The 23015-nt window shown below is 53.0% G+C and carries 22 protein-coding genes and 1 riboswitch; of the genes, 13 read left to right on the top strand and 9 right to left on the bottom strand.

Going from position 1 to position 23015, the window contains the following annotated elements; genetic code table 11:
• Window positions 1–80: 80 nt before the first annotated feature.
• Window positions 81–725 (bottom strand): imidazole glycerol phosphate synthase subunit HisH, encoded by a 645-nt coding sequence (gene hisH / locus ACM67E_RS09730; protein ID WP_416191249.1) that lies wholly within the window; start codon window positions 723–725, stop codon window positions 81–83.
• 247 nt (window positions 726–972) lie between these two features.
• On the opposite strand from hisH, the gene ACM67E_RS09725 reads away from it, so the two are divergent.
• Complete coding sequence (locus tag ACM67E_RS09725; RefSeq protein WP_416191248.1) at window positions 973–1962, top strand: LLM class flavin-dependent oxidoreductase; 990 nt, start codon at window positions 973–975, stop codon at window positions 1960–1962.
• 61 nt (window positions 1963–2023) lie between these two features.
• On the opposite strand, the gene ACM67E_RS09720 is transcribed toward ACM67E_RS09725, so the two are convergent.
• The 3 genes from ACM67E_RS09720 to ACM67E_RS09710 form a co-directional block, all read right to left on the bottom strand.
• Complete coding sequence (locus ACM67E_RS09720; RefSeq protein WP_416191247.1) at window positions 2024–2581, bottom strand: DapH/DapD/GlmU-related protein; 558 nt, start codon at window positions 2579–2581, stop codon at window positions 2024–2026.
• A 4-nt stretch (window positions 2582–2585) separates the two neighbouring features.
• Window positions 2586–3050, bottom strand: a complete 465-nt coding sequence (locus tag ACM67E_RS09715) for a cyclophilin-like fold protein (protein ID WP_416191246.1) — start codon at window positions 3048–3050, stop codon at window positions 2586–2588.
• A gap of 68 nt (window positions 3051–3118) precedes the next feature.
• Window positions 3119–4243 carry an alpha/beta hydrolase gene (locus tag ACM67E_RS09710; protein WP_416191245.1) on the bottom strand — a complete coding sequence of 375 codons (1125 nt, stop codon included), beginning with the start codon at window positions 4241–4243 and terminating at the stop codon, window positions 3119–3121.
• 159 nt (window positions 4244–4402) lie between these two features.
• Here ACM67E_RS09710 and ACM67E_RS09705 point away from each other — a divergent pair, with 159 nt between their 5' ends.
• The gene (locus ACM67E_RS09705) at window positions 4403–5320 is read left to right on the top strand and encodes a LysR family transcriptional regulator (RefSeq protein WP_416191244.1); all 918 of its coding nucleotides are present in this window, start codon (window positions 4403–4405) and stop codon (window positions 5318–5320) included.
• 257 nt (window positions 5321–5577) lie between these two features.
• Here the strand turns inward: ACM67E_RS09705 and ACM67E_RS09700 are convergent, their stop codons facing one another.
• The 4 genes from ACM67E_RS09700 to ACM67E_RS09685 all read right to left on the bottom strand — a co-directional run bounded on the left by ACM67E_RS09700 (window position 5578) and on the right by ACM67E_RS09685 (window position 8856).
• Window positions 5578–6996: a sodium:proton antiporter gene (locus ACM67E_RS09700; protein ID WP_416191243.1), complete on the bottom strand. Its 1419-nt coding sequence runs from the start codon at window positions 6994–6996 to the stop codon at window positions 5578–5580.
• A gap of 327 nt (window positions 6997–7323) precedes the next feature.
• On the bottom strand, window positions 7324–7686 hold the full coding sequence (locus ACM67E_RS09695) for a YbaN family protein (RefSeq protein WP_416191242.1): 363 nt from the start codon (window positions 7684–7686) through the stop codon (window positions 7324–7326).
• A 5-nt stretch (window positions 7687–7691) separates the two neighbouring features.
• Window positions 7692–8264 carry a DUF1415 domain-containing protein gene (locus ACM67E_RS09690; protein ID WP_416192772.1) on the bottom strand — a complete coding sequence of 191 codons (573 nt, stop codon included), beginning with the start codon at window positions 8262–8264 and terminating at the stop codon, window positions 7692–7694.
• Window positions 8265–8373: 109 nt separating this feature from the next.
• Window positions 8374–8856, bottom strand: a complete 483-nt coding sequence (locus tag ACM67E_RS09685; protein ID WP_416191241.1) for an Lrp/AsnC family transcriptional regulator — start codon at window positions 8854–8856, stop codon at window positions 8374–8376.
• 241 nt (window positions 8857–9097) lie between these two features.
• A riboswitch (glycine riboswitch) is annotated at window positions 9098–9193 on the top strand.
• A 220-nt stretch (window positions 9194–9413) separates the two neighbouring features.
• On the opposite strand from ACM67E_RS09685, the gene gcvT reads away from it, so the two are divergent.
• The 8 genes from gcvT to ACM67E_RS09645 all read left to right on the top strand — a co-directional run bounded on the left by gcvT (window position 9414) and on the right by ACM67E_RS09645 (window position 19732).
• The gene (gene gcvT, locus ACM67E_RS09680) at window positions 9414–10514 is read left to right on the top strand and encodes a glycine cleavage system aminomethyltransferase GcvT (RefSeq protein WP_416191240.1); all 1101 of its coding nucleotides are present in this window, start codon (window positions 9414–9416) and stop codon (window positions 10512–10514) included.
• A 76-nt stretch (window positions 10515–10590) separates the two neighbouring features.
• Window positions 10591–10716, top strand: a complete 126-nt coding sequence (locus tag ACM67E_RS09675; RefSeq protein WP_416191239.1) for a hypothetical protein — start codon at window positions 10591–10593, stop codon at window positions 10714–10716.
• Window positions 10717–10761: 45 nt separating this feature from the next.
• Window positions 10762–11145, top strand: coding sequence for a glycine cleavage system protein GcvH (gene gcvH, locus ACM67E_RS09670; RefSeq protein ID WP_416191238.1), 384 nt, complete (start codon window positions 10762–10764; stop codon window positions 11143–11145).
• Window positions 11146–11231: 86 nt separating this feature from the next.
• Window positions 11232–11921, top strand: a complete 690-nt coding sequence (locus ACM67E_RS09665; RefSeq protein WP_416191237.1) for an aspartate/glutamate racemase family protein — start codon at window positions 11232–11234, stop codon at window positions 11919–11921.
• A 19-nt stretch (window positions 11922–11940) separates the two neighbouring features.
• Window positions 11941–12492, top strand: a complete 552-nt coding sequence (locus tag ACM67E_RS09660; protein ID WP_416191236.1) for a DNA-3-methyladenine glycosylase I — start codon at window positions 11941–11943, stop codon at window positions 12490–12492.
• Between the two features lie 56 nt (window positions 12493–12548).
• Entirely contained in the window at window positions 12549–13703 is a 1155-nt protein-coding gene (locus ACM67E_RS09655; protein WP_416191235.1) for an MFS transporter, read from the top strand.
• 117 nt (window positions 13704–13820) lie between these two features.
• Window positions 13821–16670 carry an aminomethyl-transferring glycine dehydrogenase gene (gene gcvP, locus ACM67E_RS09650; protein ID WP_416191234.1) on the top strand — a complete coding sequence of 950 codons (2850 nt, stop codon included), beginning with the start codon at window positions 13821–13823 and terminating at the stop codon, window positions 16668–16670.
• 359 nt (window positions 16671–17029) lie between these two features.
• Window positions 17030–19732 carry an autotransporter domain-containing protein gene (locus ACM67E_RS09645; RefSeq protein ID WP_416191233.1) on the top strand — a complete coding sequence of 901 codons (2703 nt, stop codon included), beginning with the start codon at window positions 17030–17032 and terminating at the stop codon, window positions 19730–19732.
• A 153-nt stretch (window positions 19733–19885) separates the two neighbouring features.
• Here the strand turns inward: ACM67E_RS09645 and ACM67E_RS09640 are convergent, their stop codons facing one another.
• On the bottom strand, window positions 19886–21028 hold the full coding sequence (locus tag ACM67E_RS09640; RefSeq protein WP_416191232.1) for an extracellular solute-binding protein: 1143 nt from the start codon (window positions 21026–21028) through the stop codon (window positions 19886–19888).
• Window positions 21029–21125: 97 nt separating this feature from the next.
• Between ACM67E_RS09640 and ACM67E_RS09635 the strand changes: the two genes are divergently transcribed.
• The 3 genes from ACM67E_RS09635 (at window position 21126) to ACM67E_RS09625 (ending at window position 22928) form a co-directional block, all read left to right on the top strand.
• Window positions 21126–21287 carry a hypothetical protein gene (locus ACM67E_RS09635; RefSeq protein ID WP_416191231.1) on the top strand — a complete coding sequence of 54 codons (162 nt, stop codon included), beginning with the start codon at window positions 21126–21128 and terminating at the stop codon, window positions 21285–21287.
• 46 nt (window positions 21288–21333) lie between these two features.
• Window positions 21334–21597 (top strand): 30S ribosomal protein S20, encoded by a 264-nt coding sequence (gene rpsT, locus ACM67E_RS09630; RefSeq protein WP_416191230.1) that lies wholly within the window; start codon window positions 21334–21336, stop codon window positions 21595–21597.
• Between the two features lie 176 nt (window positions 21598–21773).
• Window positions 21774–22928: a phospholipase A gene (locus ACM67E_RS09625; protein WP_416191229.1), complete on the top strand. Its 1155-nt coding sequence runs from the start codon at window positions 21774–21776 to the stop codon at window positions 22926–22928.
• Window positions 22929–23015: the final 87 nt, after the last annotated feature.

Below are 23015 nucleotides of genomic sequence, written 5' to 3'. Positions count from 1 at the left end.
AAAATAATGAGGTATCAATCGGTTTACACAATTTAGCGGATTTTAGCACACCTTTATCCGTTCGGCACGGACAGCAGGGTTTACGGCTGCCAGTTTAAGAAATTGCGCAACAGCAGCAGCCCGCCGTCGTGGCTTTTTTCGGTGTGGAACTGGGTGGCGAATACGTTGTCTTTGCCGACGATGCAGGCGAATTCGTGCGGATATTCGCTGGTTCCCAATACGATTTCAGGGCTTTGCGGCGCGAAGTAGTAGCTGTGGACGAAGTAAAAGCGCGTGTCTTGCGCGATGTCTTTGAACAGGGGGTGCGGCTGCGTTTGGCGCACACTGTTCCAGCCCATGTGCGGCACTTTCAATTTGTTGCCGTGCGCGTCGAGTTGGTTAGCGGCAAAGCGTTTCACGTCGCCGGCAAACCAGCCCAAACCGGCGGTACCGCCTTCTTCGCTGTGGTCGAACAGCAATTGCGCGCCGACGCAGATGCCGAAAAACGGTTTGTTTTTCAGGCCGTCTGAAACCGCCTCGCCCAAGCCGCTCCGGTTCAGCGCGGCCATGCAGTCGGGCATGGCACCTTGGCCGGGGAAAACGATTTTGTCGGCGGCGAACACTTCTTCGGGTTTGTCGGTGAGAAAAATACCGGCATCCGTGCCGGCGAGTTTCTGCGCGGCCTGCACGGATTTGAGCACCGAGTGCAGATTGCCCATGCCGTAATCGACGACAGCTACTTTCATGTTGATCCTTAATGTGCGGATGGTTGCGTTGGCGGTATTGTAGCAAAAAAAACCGACTGTTTTGTTGACGATTTTCAGGCAAACCGACAAAGGCCATCTGAAAAACCATAGCCGTTCCGATTTAGATTGGGACAAGGCGCAGCAACGCTGTATCCATCCAAATCGGAACGGCTGTATTGATAATTTTTCAGACGGCCTTATTTGGTTTGTACACATCTAAGCAATATCACTCAGTCAGGAATACATTATGCTCAAACTTTCCATGCTCAACCTTGTACCTTTGCGCGAAGGGCAAACCCAAAAACAGGCCATCGAATCGATGGTAACGCTGGCGCAGACCGCCGAACGTCTCGGCTACCGACGCTACTGGATTGCCGAACACCACAATATGCCCAACCTGCTCAGCTCAGCCACGCAATTGCTGGTCGGCCACACTTTGGCCAACACGCAGACCATCCGCGTCGGTACCGGCGGCGTGATGCTGCCCAACCACAGCCCGCTGGCCGTGGCCGAACAGTACGGCACCTTGGCGACCATGTACGGCGACCGCATTGACCTGGGCGTCGGCCGTGCGCCCGGCACCGATCCGCGCACAGCCTTGGCTTTGCGCCGCAACGCGCAAGACGTGTCGATGAATTTTCCGCACGACATCCAAACCATCCAACGCTATTTCGGCAGCGCAGACGGGCAGGGCTACGTCAAAGCCTATCTGGCGATGGATAAAAATGTGCCGCTCTACATTCTCGGCTCCAGCACCGAAAGCGCGTATCTGGCCGCCGAACTCGGTATGCCGTATGTGTTCGCCAGCCATTTTGCCCCGCGCATGATGGAAATGGCGGTGCAGATTTACCGCAACGGCTTCAAGCCGTCTGAATATCTCGACAAACCCGAAGTCATCATCTGCGTGAACATCATCGTCGCCGACACCGACGAAGAGGCGCATTTGCTGCACACTTCGCAGCAACAGCAGTTCCTCGGCGTGGTCAGCGGGCAGATGAAGCCGCTGCAACCTCCGGTTGCAGATATGTCGCAGGTATGGAGTCCCGACCAAGAATTTGCCGTGAGACAAATGCTGGCCGAAGACATCGTCGGCAGCAAAGCAAGCGTGCGCGAACAAATCCTCAATCTGCAAGCGCGTGTTCAGGCCGACGAGATTATGGCCTTGAACTATATTTACGACGAGGCCAAACAGGCCGAATCGTTTGCCATGCTGAAAGAAATCGCCGATACGCTTTAAAAGGCTGATTTGTAACCAGGCCGTCTGAAAACTTGCCGTTCCCGTTTTCAGACGGCCTTTTTTATGATGCGGAGTCTATGGTTTTCAACACCTTGGCCGGAATGCCGCCGACTACGGTATTGTCCGCAACGTCTTTGCTGACGACCGCGCTGGCGGCGACAATCGCGTTTTCGCCCACCGTTACGCCCGGCAGAATGGTTGCTCCTGCGCCTATCCAGGCATTCCGTTTGATCCGCACGGGTTTTAAAATCAATCCCCTGCGCTCGTCGGGGTTTTCGGGGTGGTTGACGGTGACGATGTTTACCCTCGGTGCAATCAATACGTTGTCTTCTATCGTAATGCCGCCCAAATCGGTGAACACGCAGCCTGTGTTGATAAACACGTTTCTGCCGATGCGGATATGGCGGCCGAAATCGGTGTAAAACGGCAGGTTGACGTGCAGGCTTTCGTCAATCCGGCTGCGGGTGATGTCCGCCAAAACGGCGCGGATTTCGGCCTGGTTTTTAAATGCGCCGCTCAGTTCGGCGGTTTTGGGTGCGTTTTCGGCGACGATGTCGTGAATTCGGGCAAACAGGTCGGAATTTTCGGCAATCAGGGTGTTGACAGGAAAATCGTGCATCCGTTTATTTCTCCATTCTGACGGTGATTTTACCGCGCCCCAAAGCGGCTTTCAGACGGCCTGCCTCGGCGATGGTGCCGATTTTGGTGTAACGGTAGCTGCTGTCGAAAGTTTCATAAAATATCACCAGCGTATCGCCCTGATAGAGCATGACATCGCCTGCACGGATGCGGCCTGCGGTTTTGTCGTCGGCCGGCAACGGTGTGGACAGGGCGGCGAATTTTTCGTTTTGCAGATGGTCCTGCATGGAAAGTTCGAGCGGCAACAGTCGGGCGAAGGCTTGGGCGGTAGGGTTGTTTTCCGTTTTTATCTCAAATGCTTGTCCGCCGATCAGCAGGCGGACGGTTCGGGTCTCGGGGGCGGTTTGTGCGGTCATGGGTGTTTCCTGTTCGGGAGAATGGCGGGGCGTTTCGGCATGGCAGGCGGCTATGCCTGAAATGGCGATGGCGGCTAACAGCAGTTTTCGCATGGTTGCTCCTGTTGGGATTTTTTGAGACATAGGCCGTCTGAAAGAAAATACTTTCAGACGGCCTTTTGTCATTTCAAATTTGCTTTGAAGAACTGCTCGAATTTGTCAAACGGGATTTTGTCGGCCTGATTGTCGTATAAATCGACGTGGCTGGCTCCGGGCACGAGATACAGCTCTTTGTTTTTGCTGCCTAAAGATTTGAATGCGTCTTCGCTGAAATAGCGGCTGTGGGCTTTTTCGCCGTGCACGATTAAGGCAGGTGCGCGCATTTCGGCGGCGTATTGCAGAATCGGCATGTTCGTCAGCGGCAGCATACCGGTAACTGTCCATGAGCCGTTCGGATCGGAGTTGACGGCGCGGGGGTGGAAGCCGCGTTTGGTGGTGTAAAAGTCGGAATATTCGCGGAAAAATTTCGGCGTGTCGGCTTTGAAATCTTCTTTGCGCAAGTTGTTGGCAGGCAGCAGGGTGGCGTAGCCGTTTTGCGCCGTTTCCCAACGGGCGTTGTTCATTTCCTGTTTCATTTTGTAGCGTGCTTCGGCGGTTTGCGGTGCGGTACGGTCGTATTGTCCGTTCGGGTCGAGTTTGATTTCATAGCCGTTGGCCGCTACGCGGGTCATGTCGTACATGGTACTGGTAGCAACGGCTTTGACGCGCGTGTCGGCAACCGCCGCGTTCAACACGAAACCGCCCCAGCCGCAAATGCCGAGCAGGCCGATTTTTTCGCGGTCGACAAAGTTTTGCAGGCCTAAGAAATCGACTGCCGCGCTGAAGTCTTCGGTGTTGATTTCGGGAGAAGGCACGTTGCGCGGTTGGCCGCCGCTTTCGCCGGTGTACGAGCCGTCAAACGCCAGCGTGACGAAACCGCGTTCGGCCAAAGTCTGCGCGTACAGACCGCTGGACTGCTCTTTTACCGCACCGAATGGGCCGCTCATGGCAATGGCAGGCAGGCGGCCTTTGGCGTTTTTCGGCACATACAAATCACCGACCAAGGTAATGCCGTAGCGGTTTTTGAAGGTAACTTTATGGTGTTCGACTTTGGCGGATTTCGGGAAGATTTTGTCCCATTCTTGGGTCAGCTGCATGGTTGCGGTTCCTTTTATCGGGGTAACGGTAACGGCGGAGGCCGTGCCGGAGAGCGTGAGCGAGCCTGCGACGAGGGCGGAAGCGAGGATTGTGAGGGTAGGGGTCTTCATATCGAGCCTTTCTGTTTTTCAGACGGCCTTTTGTGCGCAGAGGCCGTCTGAAACAGTTGGGATGAAACCTTTTTCGGTTTCGACAGAACACATTGTAAAAGCCGGATGATTTCATGTATATTCATAAAACTGCATTTGATAATTTCGGAAACAGAAATCATGTTGAACAAACTTGAGGCTTTACGGATTTTCTGCACCGCCGCCGAAACGCTGCAATTCAAAGAAGCCGCCAGCCGTTTGGCCGTATCGCCGCCGGTGGTAACGCGCGTGATTGCGGAATTGGAGGATTATTTGGGCGAGCCGCTGTTCCAGCGCAACACGCGCCAAACCAAGCTGACCGATTTCGGCCGCGAATTTCTGCCGCAGGCGCAGCAGCTTTTGGACGACAGCGAACGCGTGTTCGTCCATGCCAAACAGCGCGATGAAGACGAAATGGGCGGCATGGTGCGAATAACCGTGCCGGATTTGCCCGATGAAGAGAATGTGTTGCTGGAATTGTTGGGCCGTCTGAAAGCCTATCCCAAGCTGGTGTTGGACTGGCAGAAAAATACCGTGCGCGTCAATGCGGTGGAGGCGCAAATCGACATCGGAGTGCGCATCGGCCAGGCACCGACCGACAGCCTGCTGATTGTGAAGCATTTGGGCACGGTGAAGGAGCGGATTGTGGCCGCGCCCGAACTGGTGGCGCAATACGGTCTGCCGAACGGTTTGGAGGATTTGAAAAAGCGTTATCCGCTCAATGTCGAGCATGATTTGAACAACGGCCGTTATTGGGCATGGTATTTCAACGACCAGCAAAGCCTGCTGCCGCCCAAGCCCGTGTTCGTCAGCAATACGGTGCAGAACACGCTGGCGGCGGCGCGGTCGGGCAGGGCGGTGGCGTATGTATTGGATTGGCTGTGCGAACCGTATTTGCGCAACGGCGAATTGGTGGAGTTGCTGCCCGACATCCGCAAGCAGCAATGGACGGCTTATCTCTACCGGCCGCAGCGCAGCGTGACACCGACGCGGGTGCGGGTGGTGTTTGAGATGTTGGCGGAAATTCTGGCGGCAAGGTTTAATCGCGAGGCCGTCTGAAAAACGGGTTTGACGAATGCACAGGCCGTCTGAAAACGGAATCGGTTTTCAGACGGCCTTGAAGTTTCGGTATTACTTGATAGAGGTTGCGGGACCCGAATGCGTTAATCTGTGTTGCACCGCTTGCTCCCGTTTTGGGAGCGGGAAACGGGGCAGATTTGAGGAATGTTTCCCGTTTTGCTCTGACAGGCTGAACGGGCTGATGGAATATGAAAAGCCGTCTGAAATATTTTCAGACGGCCTGTGCGTTTCAAGGTTTAGAAAATTTCAAATACGAAGAAAATCAGCGTATGCAGGATAAACAGCGGTACGAGGATGCCGAACGACCACGCCATGTAGCCGAAGAAGCTCGGCATGTTTACGCCGCGCTGTTCGGCGATGGCTTTGACCATGAAGTTCGGCGCGTTACCGATGTACGTGAGCGCACCCATAAACACCGAACCCATCGAGATGGCCAGCAGGGTATGGAACAGCGGGCCGGTCATTAAAGACTGCGCGTCGCCGCCGGCCATGTTGAAGAACACGAGGTAGGTCGGGGCGTTGTCCAAAAATGCCGACAAAAGGCCGCTCATCCAGAAATACATGGTATTAACCGGTTCGCCCGCGGCATTGTGCACCAGCGAAACCACGCCGCGCAATGCGCCGTTTTCTCCGGCTTTCAGAATCGCCAATACCGGCGCGATGGTCACAAAAATACCGGCAAACAGTTTGCCCACCTCGGCAATCGGTTCCCAGTTGAACTCATTGCCTGCGCGAACCTGCTTCGGTGTGATGAGCAGGGAAACCACCGCCAGAGACAGCAAAATCAAATCGCGCACCAGGTTCGGCAACAGGTAATGGCTGCCGAAGATTTCAAAGCCGGGATGATCCGGTTTCCAAATGCCCGACATCAATACGGCACCGACTACGCCGAACAGCAAAATAAAGTTCACTTTGCCGAAAATCTGCAATTTGCTGTCGGGCGACGGGTCGTGCGGTACGATTTCGTCTTCTTTGGAATACAGATGGCGGTCAAGGAAATAGAACACAGTCAGTAAAACCGCCACGCTGATGAGTACCGGCGGCAGCATGTGTACCACCGTCCACATAAAGTCGACGCCTTTCAGGAAACCTAAGAACAAAGGCGGATCGCCCAGCGGGGTCAGGCCGCCGCCGATATTGGCCACCAGGAAAATAAAGAAGACGACGACGTGGACTTTATGTTTGCGGTTGTCGTTGGCTTTCAAGAGCGGGCGGATAAGCAGCATGGCCGCGCCGGTCGTGCCCATCAGTGACGCCAATACGGTGCCGATGGCAAGTATGGTGGTGTTGAGCTTGGCCGAGCCGCGCAGGTTGCCCCACACCAAAATGCCGCCTGAAATGGTGTACAGGGCAAACAGCAGCAGGATAAACGGAATGTATTCTTCCACCATGGCATGTGCCACGACTTGAACGCCGGCGGTGAAGCCGAAATAGAGGATAAACGGAATCAGAAAGAGAGCCGTCCAAAAGGCGGTGATTTTACCGAAATGGTGATGCCAGACTTTCGGCATCAGCAAAGGGCCTAAGGCGATGGAAAGCAAAATGGCTGCGAAGGGCAGACCCCACAGCAGGCTCAGCGAGTCGCCGCTGAAGTCGGCGGCTTGTGCGAAAGCCGGCAGCAACAGCATGGGCAGGGAGAGAAGAGGTAGGCGCATATGTGTTTCCTTTTTCTTATCGTGGTAAATCAGAGCCGTCTGAAAATGTACGACACTGCGCGGAAGTTGAGAAACTTATCGCAAACGATTGTAAAGGAAAATAGTGCCAGAAACTAGGCTAAAGTATTAGTGCGAATCAAATAAATATGCTGAAAATTTTCTGTGAAATTGCCCAATTTTTTATGCGTGGAGAGAAAAATTCTTTAAAACAGCAATTTAATGAAACATTGATTGAATATTAAAATACTATCAAAAAAGATTGTTAAATTGAATTTAACACTTTTTTGCAAGAAATCGGCTTAAGGCCGTCTGAAAACAGGGCGGTTTTTATGCTGCGGGCAAGCGGATCATCCAAATGGCCACGCAGGCGCAGAAGATGGAGGAAATGGCGCCGATCCACCAGCGTTCGGGAAACTGCCAGAATAAAAACAGGCAGGAAAACGTCATCATGCTGACCGCCAATATTTTGGCTTTGCGCGGTACGGCGCGGTTGCGTTCCCAATTTTGCACCATCGGGCCGAAGTAGTGGTGCCGGTGCAGCCAGCGGTGAAAACGCGGCGAGGCTTTCGCCCAGCAGGCTGCCGCCAGCAGAACAAACGGCGTGGTCGGCAGAATCGGCAAAAAAATACCGACTATGCCCAAGGCCAGTGCCACCGCGCCGCAACACCAGAAAAAATAACGGGTCAGCATGATGGTTATTCGGGTTTGTGAAACGGGCAGCGCGGAATGTCCAACCGATTCCAGCCTTCGTGTCCCATGTCTTCCAACAAAGCGATATTGCGTTCAAAAATTACGGAAGCGTCGGGAAAGGCTTCGGCGGCTTTGGCGATGCTGTCTTCGCGAATCAGGTGCAGCGTCGGGTAGGGTGAACGGTTGGTATAGTTGCCGATGTCGTCGGCTTCGGTGTCGGCGAACCGGAAATCAGGGTGAAACGGCGCAATCTGAACCACGCCTTCCAATCGGTTTTCCGCCACCGCCGCGTCGGCAATATCGAGCATATCGTTGAAGACTAAAAAGTCGCCGAACAAGGTCGGGTGAACCAATAACGTGGTTTCCAATTCATCGGCGGGTGTTTCTCCCAAAAGCTGCAGCTCGCGGTCCAAATCTTCTAAAAAACCGTCCAAATGCTTGGCTTCGCTGACCACGATCCGCACGCGGTCTTTGACATACGGAGCTTTGGCAAAGGGACAGAGGTTCAGCCCGATAACGGCTTTTTCCAGCCATTGTTTGGTGTGGTCGATAACGGTCGGGATGTCGGGGATATTCATCATGGCGTGTCAATTTAAGAGTTATTCTCAATTATAGCAAAGAAATAAACAATCAAGGCCGTCTGAATGGATTTTCAGACGGCCTTGTCATGTTCAAACGGTTGAAACATCAGTCTTGCTGCAAATGCTGCAGCGGCAGGGCGGTGGTGTTTTTGATTTCTTTCAATACAAAACTCGATTGCGCATCCTGCACGCCGTGATGAGACAGCAAAGTATCCAAAACGAAATGGGAAAACGCATTCATATCGGTAAAAAAGGCGTGCAGCAGGTAATCGGTTTCGCCGGTCAGCGCGAAGCAGCTTAAGACTTCCGGCCAGTTCTGCACCGCTTGGGAGAAATCATCGCGCGCATCGGCGGCTTTGCTGATGGAAACGCGGATAAACGCCTGCAGCCCCAGCTCGACGGAAACCGGCGACAGCAAGGCCGCATATTTGCGGATAATACCGGCATCCTCCAATTGTTTCAGACGGCGCAGGCAGGGGGAGGGAGAGAGGGCGACGCGTTCGGAAAGTTCGACATTGGTCAGACGGCCGTTTTCCTGCAATACCTGCAAAATTTTGAGGTCTGTTTTATCCAGAGTGATTTGAGCCATTTATTATCCTTTTCATGTGACCTGCACGTTAAAAAACGAAGAATAACGGTTTTTATAATCTTAAGCTAAATAAATTTAACATACAATAGTGCAGTAAAAGAATTTTTTCAAAAATAATCTGTGTTAAAAACCGCTGTTTAGGTCAAATTAATTTATTTATGCTATGAATATTTTTCATTTTGGCGGGCTACAAATAATCCGAAAGACGGCTTGCCCAAAAAAAGGATTCAAGCCATAATCCGAAGCACGTGCAGGAGAGTGCTGCTTCCAACTACAGGCGGCCACCGAAGGCGCAGATGCCCTTAAATCGCTCAGGTAAAAGGACTGTACGTTGAAATAAAACATCTGGAGAGCGGCATGAAGCTCATGCCCACCGAAGGGGAGAAGGCCGTCTGAACCACCATTCAGACATCCGTTGCCGAGTGATACGCAATGAGCAGATTGCGGTTCGGAGAACACGGAATGCCGAAAATCTCAGGTTCAAAGGACAGATAGGGTCATTCACGCGGATAAAAACAGCAAACGCGCCGATGACACTTTTTACCGGAGAACTTGAAATGACTGCTCTGAAAACCACCCCTTTTCATCAAAACCATGTGGAAGCCGGCGGCAAACTGATTGATTTTGCCGGCTGGGAACTGCCCATCCACTACGGTTCGCAAATCGCCGAACACGAAGCCGTGCGCACCGACGCGGGCATGTTCGACGTATCCCACATGCTCGTTACCGACGTAACGGGCGACAACGCCAAAGCCTTTTTCCGAAAACTGCTTGCCAACGACGTGGCCAAACTCGGCTTCGTCGGCAAAGCCCTCTATTCCGCCATGCTCAACGACCACGGCGGTGTTATCGACGACCTGATCGTTTACCGCACCAATGAAACCGAAACGCAGTACCGCATCGTGTCCAACGGCGCGACCCGCGAAAAAGACTCCGTCCAGTTCGCCAAAATCGGCGCGGAATTCGGTATTGCGCTCAACCCGCGTTACGATTTGGGTATGCTGGCCGTGCAAGGCCCGAAAGCCGTGGAAAAATTATTGTCCGTCAAACCCGAATGGGCAGACACCGTCAACGGCCTGAAACCGTTTCAGGGCGCGGATTTGGGCAACGACTGGTTCGTCGCGCGCACGGGTTACACCGGCGAAGACGGTGTGGAAGTGATTCTGCCTGCTGACGAAGCCGGTGTGTTTTTCAAAGCCCTGCAAGCCGCCGGCGTTCAGCCCTGCGGCCTCGGCGCGCGCGACACCCTGCGCATGGAAGCGGGCATGAACCTTTACGGCAACGATATGGACGACGACACCAGCCCGCTCGAGGCAGGCATGGGCTGGACGGTCGATTTGAAAGACGAAAACCGCGATTTCGTCGGTAAAACCGCGCTTGTTGGCCTAAAAGAAAAAGGCGTGGCCGTGAAACAGGTCGGCCTGCTGCTGGAAAAAGGCGGCGTGCTGCGGTCGGGCATGGAGGTCGTTACCGATAAAGGCAGCGGCATGACTACCAGCGGCGTGTTTTCGCCCAGCCTGAAACAGTCCATCGCCATCGCCCGCGTGCCGAAGGATTTTGAAGGCGACACAGCCAAAGTGCTGATGCGCGGCAAAGAGGTTGATGTGCGCGTGTTGAAACTGCCGTTCGTGCGCAACGGGCAGAAGCAGTTTGATTAAGTAAAAAACTTTTTCAGACGACCTTGAACTGAAAAGGCCGTCTGAAAAACCGAACCGCCGTTTGAGAGGAAGATTTATGCGCAAAACAGTATTCGTGCTCGCCGCTTCGTTCGTCCTTGTTTTATCGGGCTGCGACGCCAAAGATACCTGTCTCGACGAGGGCGGCCGGTATAACGAGACCACCAAGCAGTGCGAAAAATAAAGCATTTCCCATCTTTATCCCCCATTTTTTAACGGAGAACACACCATGAGCAATATCCCAGCCGAACTGAAATACGTTGCCAGCCACGAATGGCTGCGCCCCGAAGCCGACGGTACGGTTACCGTGGGCATTACCCACCACGCGCAGGAGCTGTTGGGCGACATCGTATTCGTCGAACTGCCCGAAGTCGGTGCGAATCTGGTCGCCGACGAGCAGGCGGGCGTCGTGGAGTCGGTGAAAGCCGCGTCCGACGTGTACGCGCCGATTGCGGGCGAGGTTGTGGCGGTGAACGAAGATTTGCCGTCTGCCCCCGAAACCGCCAACAGTGACCCTTACGGCGAAGGCTGGTTCTTCAAAATCAAACCGGCCAATCCTGCCGATTTGGACGGTCTCTTGACTGCCGAACAATACGCCGAAGAAGTGAAGTAATCCGCCGTGAAAGGCCGTCTGAAAAATTCAGACGGCCTGTTTTGAATACGGTGGAGAAAGATTCAGATACAAATGGTAGGAAGAACATGAAAACCATAGGCATCATCGGCGGCATGAGTGCCGAGAGCACCGCCGTTTATTACCAGCTTATCAACCGCGAAACCAACCGCCGTTTGGGGTTGAACCATTCCGCCGAAATCCTGCTTTACAGCATTGATTTCGAACGTATCGTGCGCCTGCAAAAAGCCGGGGGCTGGACGGAAGCCGCCGGAATACTTGCACAGGCTGCGCTCAAGCTGCAGAATGCAGGTTCAGGGGCGGTGGTGCTGGCCACCAATACCATGCACAAAGTGGCTGATGCAATCGAAGCCGTGCTGGACGTGCCGTTTATCCATCTGATTGACGTAACCGCCGCTGCGCTTAAGCGGCAAGGCGTGCAAAAAGCTGCGCTGCTCGGCACGCGGTTTACCATGAATGACGGCTTTTACGCGGCACGCATGGCGCAGTCGGGCATTGAAACCCTTGTACCTGATGAAGCGGCACAGCAGGAAATCCACCGCATTATTTTTGAAGAACTCTGCCTCGGCATCATCAGGGAAGAGGCGCGCGATTTTTACCGCAGGCAGATCGACGGCTTAAAACAGGCCGGAGCCGAAGCCGTGATTTTGGGCTGTACCGAAATCGGGCTGCTGATCACACAGGCCGATAGTACGCTGCCCGTGTTCGACAGTACCGGGCTGCATGTCCAGGCTGCCGTTGATTTCGCCCTGTCTTAGTTTTAAAAGGCCGTCTGAAATGACTTACTGCGAATTGGTACACAACCTGCCGCCCGATACCGACAATCCGAATAAGCACTATCACGATTGCGAATATGGTTTTCCGATTGAAGACGACAATGCCCTGTTTGGCCGTCTGCTGCTGGAAATCAACCAGGCAGGGTTGAGTTGGACGCTGATGTTAAAGAAGCAGGCCGCGTTTCAGACGGCCTATGCAGACTTCGACATCGCCGCCGTTGCTGCGTTTGGCGAGGCCGACACCGAACGCCTGCTCAACGACGCGGGCATTGTGCGCAACCGCCTGAAAATCCATGCCGCAATCTACAACGCGCGTGAGATTTTGCGTTTGCAGGCCGAATACGGTTCGTTTAAAAACTGGCTCGACGCGCACCATCCGCGCGACAAGGCTGCGTGGGTGAAGCTGTTTAAGAAACATTTCAAATTTGTCGGCGGCGAGATTGTCGGTGAATTTCTGATGAGCTGCGGCTATCTCAAAGGCGCGCACGACGAAAGTTGTCCGGTTTACGCGCAGACGCTGGCGGCAGGCGCGAAGTGGGCGGAGGCCGTCTGAAAAATATCACGGCAAACTGTGCCGAAATCCAGCCAAACCATGTTTGAAGCCACACCATGAAACTCAATACCCTCCTGAAAACCGCCGTTTTCCTGATCGGCATGTCCGCCTTTTTGCAGGTGTATTCCGTGCAGGCGGTGTTGCCCGTGTTGATGGCGGAACTGAACGCCACGGCGGTGCAGGCCGGTCTGTCGGTGGGGGCGACGGTGTTGGGCGTGGCTTTGATGTCGCCGTTTATGGGCATGCTTTCCGACGCGTTCGGGCGCAAGGTATTCATTGTCGGTTCGCTGCTGTATCTGGCCGTGCCGACCGTGTTGTTGGCGGTTGCGCCGAATATTGAAATCTTCACGCTGCTGCGGTTTTTACAGGGCTTGGCGGTGCCGGGGATTACCGTCGTCTTGATTGCCTACATCGGCGAGGAGTTTATGCCCGACGAAATCATGCGCCTGATGGCGGTGTATGTGTCGGGAACGGTGGCGGGCGGCTTTCTCGGCCGTTTCCTGCTCGGCCACTTTACCGAGCTGATGGGCTGGCGCGCAGCGTTTGTGGCGATGGGGCTGCTGAGTCTGGCCTGTGCGGTTTTTGTGTGGAAACAGTTGCCCAAGTCGCAGAATTTTGCGGCCAAACCGAATGTTCAGACGGCCTTGGCTACGCTCAAGTCGCATCTGCGCAACCGCTATGTGGTTGCCGCCTGTCTGTTGGGCATGTGCGTGCTGTTTTCGCTGGTGGGCTGCTTTACCTACATCAACCTGCATTTGGCCGCCGAACCTTACCGCTTGGGCAGCAGCACGTTGGCAAATATTTTTGCCGTGTATTTAATCGGTATGGTCATTACGCCCTTGTCGGCCAAACTGATGAAGCGTTTCGGCAGCGTGAACACGGTGTTGCTGGCGGTCGGTTTGTCGATGGGCGGCGTGCTGCTGACCGTGTCCGAACCTTTGCCGTGGATTGTCGCCGGGCTGGTGTTGATGTCGTCGGGCGTGTTCATCACGCAGGCGGCGACCATCAATTACATCGCGGCCAATGTGAAAGAAGGCCGCTCGCTGGCTTCGGGGCTGTATTACATGGCGTATTACAGCGGCGGTACGCTCGGCGCGTGGCTGTGCGGACTGGCGTTCGATGGCGGCGCGTGGTCGGGCGTGGTATGGACTTTGTTAAGTGTGCAGGTGCTGGCCTTGCTGATTGCGAAAAAAGGCATGAAGGCCGTCTGAAAACTTGTCTGCCTGATCATTTGAAAAATTATTTTCAGACGGCCTCACACCCCGTCAAAGGCCGTCTGAAAACCTTATTCATCGGGTACAAACCCGTTTAACAACAGAGGAACTATTATGAACTTCAACGACTTATTCGACCCCAACGAATTCGCTCCCCGCCACATCAGTTTTGCCGACGAAGCCGCGCTGCTGGCGGCTTTGGGCGAGAAGAGCATGGCGGATTTTGTGGACAACACCGTGCCGGAGAGCATCCGTATGCCGTCCGAACTCGACCTGCCCGACGCGCTTACGGAAGCGGATGCGCTGGCGAAGCTCAAGGGCATTGCGGCGAAAAACAGGGTGAACAAAAGCTATATCGGGCTGGGCTATTATCCGACGCGCCTGCCGAACGTGATTTTGCGCAACGTGCTGGAAAATCCGGGCTGGTACACGGCCTACACGCCTTATCAGGCGGAGATTGCGCAGGGGCGGTTGCAGGCGCTGCTGAACTTCCAGCAGGTGTGCATCGATTTGACTGGCTTTGAAGTGGCGGGTGCGTCGCTGCTGGACGAGGCGACCGCGGCGGCGGAGGCGATGGCGATGGCCAAGCGCGTGGGCAAGTCGAAGTCGAACCGTTTTTTTGTGGACGATCGCGTGTATCCGCAAACGCTGGACGTGATGAAAACCCGCGCGAAATATTTCGGTTTCGAGCTGGTGGTGGGCGGTTTTCAGACGGCCTCCGAGGGCGAGTATTTCGGCGCGCTGTTCCAATATGTGGGCAAAGACGGCGACGTGGCGGATTTGGAAAACGCGATAGGCCGTCTGAAAGAGCAGGGCGCGGTTGTGGCGGTGGCGGCCGACGTGATGAGTTTGGTGCTGCTGAAACCGCCTGCCGAGTTGGGCGCGGACATTGCGCTGGGCAACACGCAGCGGTTCGGCGTGCCGATGGGTTTCGGCGGGCCGCACGCGGCGTATTTCGCGTTTAAGGACGAGTTCAAACGCTCCGCGCCCGGCCGCATCATCGGCGTGTCGAAAGACGCTTCGGGCAAGCCCGCGCTGCGCATGGCGCTGTCCACGCGCGAGCAACACATCCGCCGCGAGAAGGCCACTTCCAACATCTGCACCGCGCAGGCCTTGCTGGCGAACTTGGCCGGCATATACGCGGTTTATCACGGCCCCGAGGGGGTGAAACGCATCGCCGAACGCATTCACGCGCTGGCCTGTGCGTTTGCCGCTGCGCTGGTTTCAGACGGCCTGAACGTGGTGCACAAAGTGTTTTTCGACACCGTGGCCGTGGATTTCGGCAGCGCGGACAAGGCGGACGCGGTGTACCGCCGCGCGCTGGACGCGGGCTACAACCTGCGCCGCGTGAGCGAAACCGTATTGGCCGCGGCGTTCAGCGAAGAGAGTACGCCCGCCGAAACGGCCGAACTGATTGCGCTGTTCGGCGGCAAGGCCGAGATGCCGTCTGAAACATCGACATGCCTGTCTGAAAACCTGCGCCGCAGCGGCAAAATCCTGCAACACCCCGTGTTCAACCGCTACCACACCGAACACGAAATGCTGCGCTACCTGAAAAAGCTGGAGGAGCGCGATTTGGCGATGAACCGCAGCATGATTTCGCTGGGCAGCTGCACCATGAAGCTCAACGCCACCGCCGAAATGCTGCCGATCACCTGGCCCGAGTTCGCCAACCTGCACCCGTTCGCGCCCGCCGATCAGGCCGAAGGCTACCGCGAACTGTTGCGCGGCCTGCAAACCCAGCTCGAAGCCGTGACCGGTTTTGACGCGATTTGCCTGCAACCGAACTCCGGCGCGTCGGGCGAATACACCGGCCTGCTGGCCATCCGCCGCTACCACGAAGCCAACGGCGGCGCAAACCGCAACGTCTGCCTGATCCCGCAGTCGGCGCACGGCACCAACCCCGCCACCGCCGCCATGCTCGGCATGCAGATTATCGTGGTGAAAACCGACGAAAAAGGCAACGTGGACATCGCCGACTTGAAAGAAAAAGCCGAAGCCAACAAAGAAAACCTAGGCGCGCTGATGATTACCTACCCGTCCACCCACGGCGTGTACGAAGAAGGCATCCGCGACATCTGCCGCATCATCCACGACAACGGCGGCCAAGTGTATATGGACGGCGCGAACATGAACGCCCAAGTCGGCATCATGCAGCCCGCCGAAGTCGGCGCCGACGTGCTGCACATGAACCTGCACAAAACCTTCTGCATCCCGCACGGCGGCGGCGGCCCGGGCATGGGGCCCATCGGCCTCAAAGCCCACCTTGCCCCGTTCGCCCCCAGCCACACCGTCGCCCCCGTCGAAGGCGCGACCGCAGGCATGGGCGCAGTTTCAGCCGCGCCCTACGGCTCCGCCGGCATCCTGCCGATAACCTGGATGTACATCACCATGATGGGCAAACAGGGCATGCGCCAAGCAACCGAATGGGCATTGCTCAACGCCAACTACGTCGCCAAACAATTGAGCGCAGACTACCCCATTCTTTATACCGGCAAAAACGGCCGCGTCGCCCACGAATGCATCGTCGATTTGCGCCCGTTCAAAGCCGAAAGCGGCATCACCGAAACCGACATCGCCAAACGCCTGATGGACTACGGCTTCCACGCCCCCACGGTTTCCTTCCCCGTGGCCGGCACCCTGATGATCGAGCCGACCGAGAGCGAAAGCAAAGCCGAACTCGACCGCTTCATCGCCGCGCTCAAATCCATCAAACAGGAAGTGTTGAAAGTGCAAAACGGCGAATGGCCGAAAGAGGACAACCCGCTGGTCAACGCACCGCACACCGCGTTCAACCTGACCGACGGCGAATGGACGCACCCCTACACCCGCGAAGAAGCCGTGTTCCCGCTGCCGTATGTGCGCGAAAACAAATTCTGGCCGAGCGTGAACAGGGTGGACGATGTGTTCGGGGATAGGAATTTGGTGTGTTCTTGTCCGCCGGTGGAGGCGTATGAAGACTAAGGCCGTCTGAAAAGCAGAGGCAGGGTGTAAACTTACCGATTTGAGTGGACTAAAAGGCCGTCTGAAAAGTATTTTTCAGACGGCCTGTTTTGTGATTGGGTTTATGTCGGTTTCCGTTTTAAATACTCAATCAAAGTAAAAATACATTAAAGTCGAGATTGGTTCTACCTGTTATCCGTCTTGTTGTCCGTTGGGTTATTTTTGCTGCAAGCATTTTTTTAATCGCTTAATATCATTTGCATAATTCGGTTTCCAAATCATCAAACACGGATGCCAATTAAGCATGATTATTTGCTTTTTTTTTATAAAAAAACATTGCCATCTGTTTATTTTTTTAATCAATACCTTAAGGAGTCAGTATGGGTCATCAGAGACTTTATGTTCCCTCTGCGGCAAGCACAGGAAGTCGCCCGTTCAATACAACATTAACCACGCTGGCCTGTCTGGTGGCCGGCATAATTTCTGTGCAGGCTCAGGCGGCAGATATTAATGGCTGTGAAAATCTTTCACTGGTCAGTCAGAAAGATACGAGCGGCTGTTCGGCATCCGCCGGTTTAAATCAGCGGCTGGAAGGCAGTGTTCTCGGTGGTCGAAATCATAATGGTTCGGCTAATTATAACCGTGTAAATATTGCACATGGTGCAAATATTCAAGGCTCTGTTTATGGCGGATTTACCAATAAGAAAGAGGCGAATCATAACGAAGTGGTCATCGGTCATAATGTTCAGATAGGTAAAGACGATAATTCTTGGGACACTGGCGGGGAGGTCAATGGTGGTACTTCCATTGAATCGACGGCGGATTTTAATGCAGTGCGTATCGGGGACAGTGCCATTGTAAGAGGTTTTATTTCAGGCGGTTCGGCCGGTGATACTAATGAGGCAGTGATCAATAATGTAAGTGCTTCAAGTAATAGCGTCCATATCGGTAATCTGTCGACAATCATAGAGAGTATCTGGGGCGGTAACGGCGGTAAAACTGCTTCTTTTAATGAGGTTTACATTGGTAACGGTGTAAAAGTCGGAAGAGAAGTTCATTTGACGAATGGTAGCGGAATTACGGGTGGTACAACTTCTGAAAAAGCAGATTTTCTGAGTACGGAAGCAAACTCCAATGTGGTACACATTGGAGACGATGTGGCAGTTACATATGTTTTTGGTGCTAGTGCAACAGCCCCTTTCAGTAAAAACAGTACGGTAAACGATAATCGCGTTACGATTGGCAACAGAAGCAATACGCTTTTCATTTCAGGAGCAGAAGGTTGGGAAGCTTCGACGGTTAAAAATAACACGGTAACCGTCGGTAATGATGCTAGCGCGGGTGAGATTTACGGTGCGCATTCCGCATCAGGCAATGTGTCCGGCAATACCGTACAAATCGGCAAAAATTTAGTTGCAAACTATGTTACAGGCGGTGATGCCTATTCTGCGGTTGCCGGTGAAGGCAACGCACATAATAATACGGTTGTGATTGGCGAAAATGCAACAGTTAAAGGACTTGTTATCGGCGGTAATGCACTGACCAATGCAAACGGTAATACTGTTATCCTTCATAAAGGTTTTACCGTGGGAGGTGTTGGCGGCGGTATTGCGCTGAATGACACAACCGATAATACGGTAACGCTTTTTGCGGGTAAGGTAGAAGCCGGCATCGTAGGTGGTAATGTAAATAACTTCAAAGGCAATACCCTGAATCTGGGCAGTCCGAAAGAAGGTATTGAAATGAATAAACTTTCTGCTGGAGAAGTGAAAAATTTTGAGACTATCAATTTCTATTTGCCGCAAAATGTCCGCAATAATGATGTAGTCATGAAGCTTACGGGCGATTATCCTGAAGCATTGGGTAATACTACGGTTAATGCTTATGTTCCGGGTAATGCTGACTTAAGTTCAGGCGATGTTGTACATTTGATTCAGATTGATAAGGAGGGAGTACTGGGCTGGACAGGGCAAGGGCACGTTTACCAGGGTGTAACCCTTGCGCATGATTTGGCAAGTATTGAGGCGGATAAAACCGAGAAAAATTTAGACTTAGTCCTCAAGCGTAATGTCAAACAAGTCACAACGACTGCGTCGGTCAATAATACAGGGACTGCTGCAACCGCAGGGGCTGCAACTGCAACAATTGCAAACCCTGTAACAACGGTAAATCCTAAAACCAAATCGTTGGTACAGGGACGTTTAGTGTCTCCTGCATTGATTAACGGCAGTGCCGATCACCTTTCGGGCGGCTTGGAGTCACTTTATCAAAATACAAATGTTAATATCGCAGGCGAAAATGGCAATGCTTTTGCAAATGTCCGTGCCGACAATCGTGAAATCACTACAGGCAGCCATGTTGATTTGAAAGGCATGGCATTTGATGCAGGCTATGCGCGGAACCGCCCGTTAGGTTCGGGCAATTGGATGTACGGCGTGGCTGCAGAATATGGTTACAGCCATTACAAAACGTATTTAGATGATGGCACAACAGGTAAAGGCAAGGCATGGAATTTGGGTGTGAATCTGTTTACGAACTACTTGTGGAACAATGGGGTATATGTTCAAGGCAGTGTACGGACAGGGCGGGTGTGGAGCGATTACCGCAGCAATGATTTTGTTCATGCAGGCGGTAATTCTGTTACATACGACAGTAAGTCTAATTATATTGCCGGCCATACGGGTTTCGGTAAACTTTGGAAGTTTGGCGGTGCAAATACATTAGATACTTATGTGAAATATTTCTATGCGCATACGTCTGGTGATAAAGTAAAATTAAGCTCTGGTGAAACCTATGACTTCTCCTCAGTCCGTTCAAAACGCGGACGTGTCGGTATGCAATATAACCGTGATTTAAATAATGCAGGGGTTCACTTCGGCATGGCTTATGAGCGTGAATGGGGCGGAGATGTGCGTGCGCAATATCAAGGCAATGCTTTACCGACACCAACAATGAAAGGTGGTACGATGATTGGTGAGGCGGGGATGTATTATAAATTCCATGGTAAAAAGGTTAATACCTCTCTACAAGGTTTCAGTGGTCGTAGACAAGGTGTAGGCATCCGTCTTGGTCTGGAATTTTAATCCCTCAAAATCATCAGACTGACTCTCCAAAAAGCTGCTCCACTAAATTTGAGGTGCAGCGTGGAGAATATTTGATATAAAAAAAGCTTACTTAATAACTTAAGTAAGCTTTTATATTAACTAAGGGTAAAAGTCCTAACTAAAACAGAAAGATTAGTTGGAACCCACTTTGATTTTCTGCCACAGGTTTACGGTCAGCTTCTTCGCGTCCGCGCTCATTTGCGGCATCACGAAACCGTTTTGCATGTCTTCCGCAGTCGGGAAGATGGAACGGGTTTTTACCAGCTCTTTCGGCATTTTTTCACGAGCAGGCAGGCTGGCAGGGGCGAAGGTGACGGCGATGCCGTTTTTCGCGGCGATGTCGGCATCCAGCGTGTAGTTGATGTATTTGTGGGCGTTGGCGATGTTTTTCGCGTCGGCAGGAATCAGCCACGATTCAATCCAGAAGCCCATGCCTTTCGGTGTCAATACTTCGATACCGACGTTGTTTTTCACTTCTTCCGAACGGGCTTTGGCCAAGTTCAGGTCGCCGCCGTTACCGGCTGCCAGGCATACGTCGCCGCGTGCCAATTCGTCAATTACTGAAGGGCTGAAACGTTTCACGTCAGGGCGCACGGCTTTCAATACTTCTGCTGCGGCTTTGATGTCGTCGTTGCTGCTGCCTTTGGGGTCTTTGCCCAAGTAGTTCAATACAATCGGGAACATTTCAGACGGCGTATCCCACAAGGCAATACCGCAGGATTTCAGTTTGTTGGTGTATTCGGGTTTGAACAGCAAATCCCAGCCGTTTTCAGGCAGTTGGCCGCCCAGAATCTCTTTGCCTTTGGCGGTAATTGCCAAAGTGTTCACGCCGGAGAAGTAGGGGACGGCGTATTCGTTGCCCGGGTCGGCTGTTTCCAGCATTTTCAACAGCTCGGGATCGATGTTTTTGTAGTTCGGAATCAAGTCTTTATTGACTTTTTGATATGCGCCGGCTTCGATTTGGCGCGGCAGGAAGGCGATGCCCGGTACCACGAGGTCGTAACCTGATTTGCCGGTCAGCATTTTGGCTTCGAGCGTTTCGTTGTTTTCATACAGATCGTAGGTCAGCTTCAAATTGTTTTGTTTTTTGAAGTCTTCTACGGTACTTTCGTCAACGTAGTTTGACCAGTTATAGATGTTCAAGGTATCGGTAGCGGCTGCTTCGGCATTGGCAGCAGGCGCGCTGCCTGCTTGAGGTTGCTCGGCTTTTTTCTCGCCACCGCCGCAAGCGGCCAGTGATAATGCGGCCAATACGGCTAATACGGATTTTTTCATACGGGTTGTTTTCCTGATGAAAGGGTTGAAATGAAAAGAAACAGACGTGCCCCATAAACACCCCGGCACGCTGTAAGGGCATTGTAATGTAAGTTTGATGAAAATCAAAGCCATATTGGAATATCTGCGCGAAAACTCTGATAATCGGCACCTGAACGGAAATACCGTCGGCAAAGCGGTGTGGCTTTTGGGTAAGCCTGCCCTGCGAATCAGCGGCTTCATCGAGAAAATACTTGCATACGGAGGCAATCGTCTTTAAAATTGCGCGTTTACAGAATTTATTTTTCATTCAGGAGATATTCAATATGGCAAACAGCGCACAAGCCCGCAAACGTGCCCGCCAGTCGGTTAAACAACGTGCCCACAACGCCAGTCTGCGTACTGCGTTCCGCACTGCAATCAAAAAAGTGTTGAAAGCCGTTGAAGCCGGCGATAAAGCTGCCGCTCAAGCAACTTACCGCGAATCGGTGAAAGTAATCGACCGCATTGCCGATAAAGGCATTTTCCACAAAAACAAAGCAGCCCGTCATAAGAGCCGCTTGTCTGCCAAAGTTAAAGCCTTGGCTTAATTTGTTGCAGCCGGCCGCATAAGGCGGTGCGATAAATCGGTGTCGGACACCATATATGCAATTGCCCCTGACCGGATAAGGTATTTCAGGGGCATTGCTGCATTCGGGGATGAATAACGGTTTCAGACGGCCTTTTCTGGTGGAGGCCGTCTGAAAAAATCATCGGGAGATAAAACATGAGCATGATGTGGAAACATTATTTATTGAGCGGTACCGTATGGACGCTGGCAGCACCTGTTGCATTGGCGCTGGATTCGGCTGCGTTGAAGTGTGCGGCCGTAACCGATAATGCCATGCGTCTGGCCTGTTACGATAAAGTTTATGCCGCCCAGTTGCCGCCGGTTCAGCCCATAGAAACAATGGAAGCAAAGGATACGAAGCGACCGGTGGATCTGGCGGAAACGGTCAATGCCAGCTTGGAGAAGAAAGAGACGACCATTGTTTTTGACGAACCGTCTGCCGGTGAGAATCCGCTTTCTGAATCGGCTTTGCGCGAGGCGGCTGATGCTTATACGCCGTTGAGCATGATGTATGATTTGGATGCCAACGATACGCGCGGCTTATTGAGCGTGCGTGAGCATAATCCGATGTATCTGATGCCGGCCTGGTATAACTCCAGCCCGAATTATTCGCCCGAATCTCCTTCGCGCGGTGTCACGGCGGAAGAAAAATTCAGCGAGCAGAAGCGCCTTGAAGCCAAAATGCAGGTGTCTTTCAAAAGCAAATTGATGGAAGATGCATTTAAAACGAATGCGGATTTATGGTTCGGTTATACGCAGAAATCTGATTGGCAGCTTTACAACCAAGGCCGCAAATCTGCCCCGTTCCGAAACACCGATTACGAGCCGGAGATTTTCCTGACCCAGCCGGTCAAAATGAATCTGCCTTTCGGCGGAAAATTGCGCATGGTGGGCGCGGGTTTTGTACACCAGTCCAACGGACAAAGCCGCCCGGAATCGCGTTCATGGAACCGTATTTATGCGATGGCAGGTATGGAGTGGGACAAGTTGACGGTTATTCCGCGTGTGTGGGTGCGTACCGATGTCAATGGCGATGAAGACGATAATCCGGATATTTCCGATTATATGGGTTATGGCGACGTTAAAGTGCAATACCGTTTGAATGACAAACAAAATGTTTATTCCGTATTGCGCTATAACCCCAAAACCGGACACGGTGCCGTAGAAGCTGCTTATACCTTCCCGATTAAGGGCAAGCTCAAGGGCGTGGTGCGCGGTTTCCACGGCTACGGCGAGAGCCTGATTGATTACAACCACAAGCAGAACGGCATCGGCGTCGGTTTTATGTTCAACGATTGGGACGGTATTTAAGACACGGTTTGAATGCAGTCAGGCCGGCTTTGTCGAAACATCCGGCTTCTGCTTGAGCGTTTATGCCACAAACCATGAAAAACATTC

Origin of the sequence: Neisseria sp. CCUG12390, from assembly GCF_047837985.1 — a bacterium.
In the GTDB taxonomy this organism is placed as follows: Bacteria; Pseudomonadota; Gammaproteobacteria; order Burkholderiales; family Neisseriaceae; genus Neisseria.
This window is presented reverse-complemented; position numbering and strand designations above follow the sequence as displayed.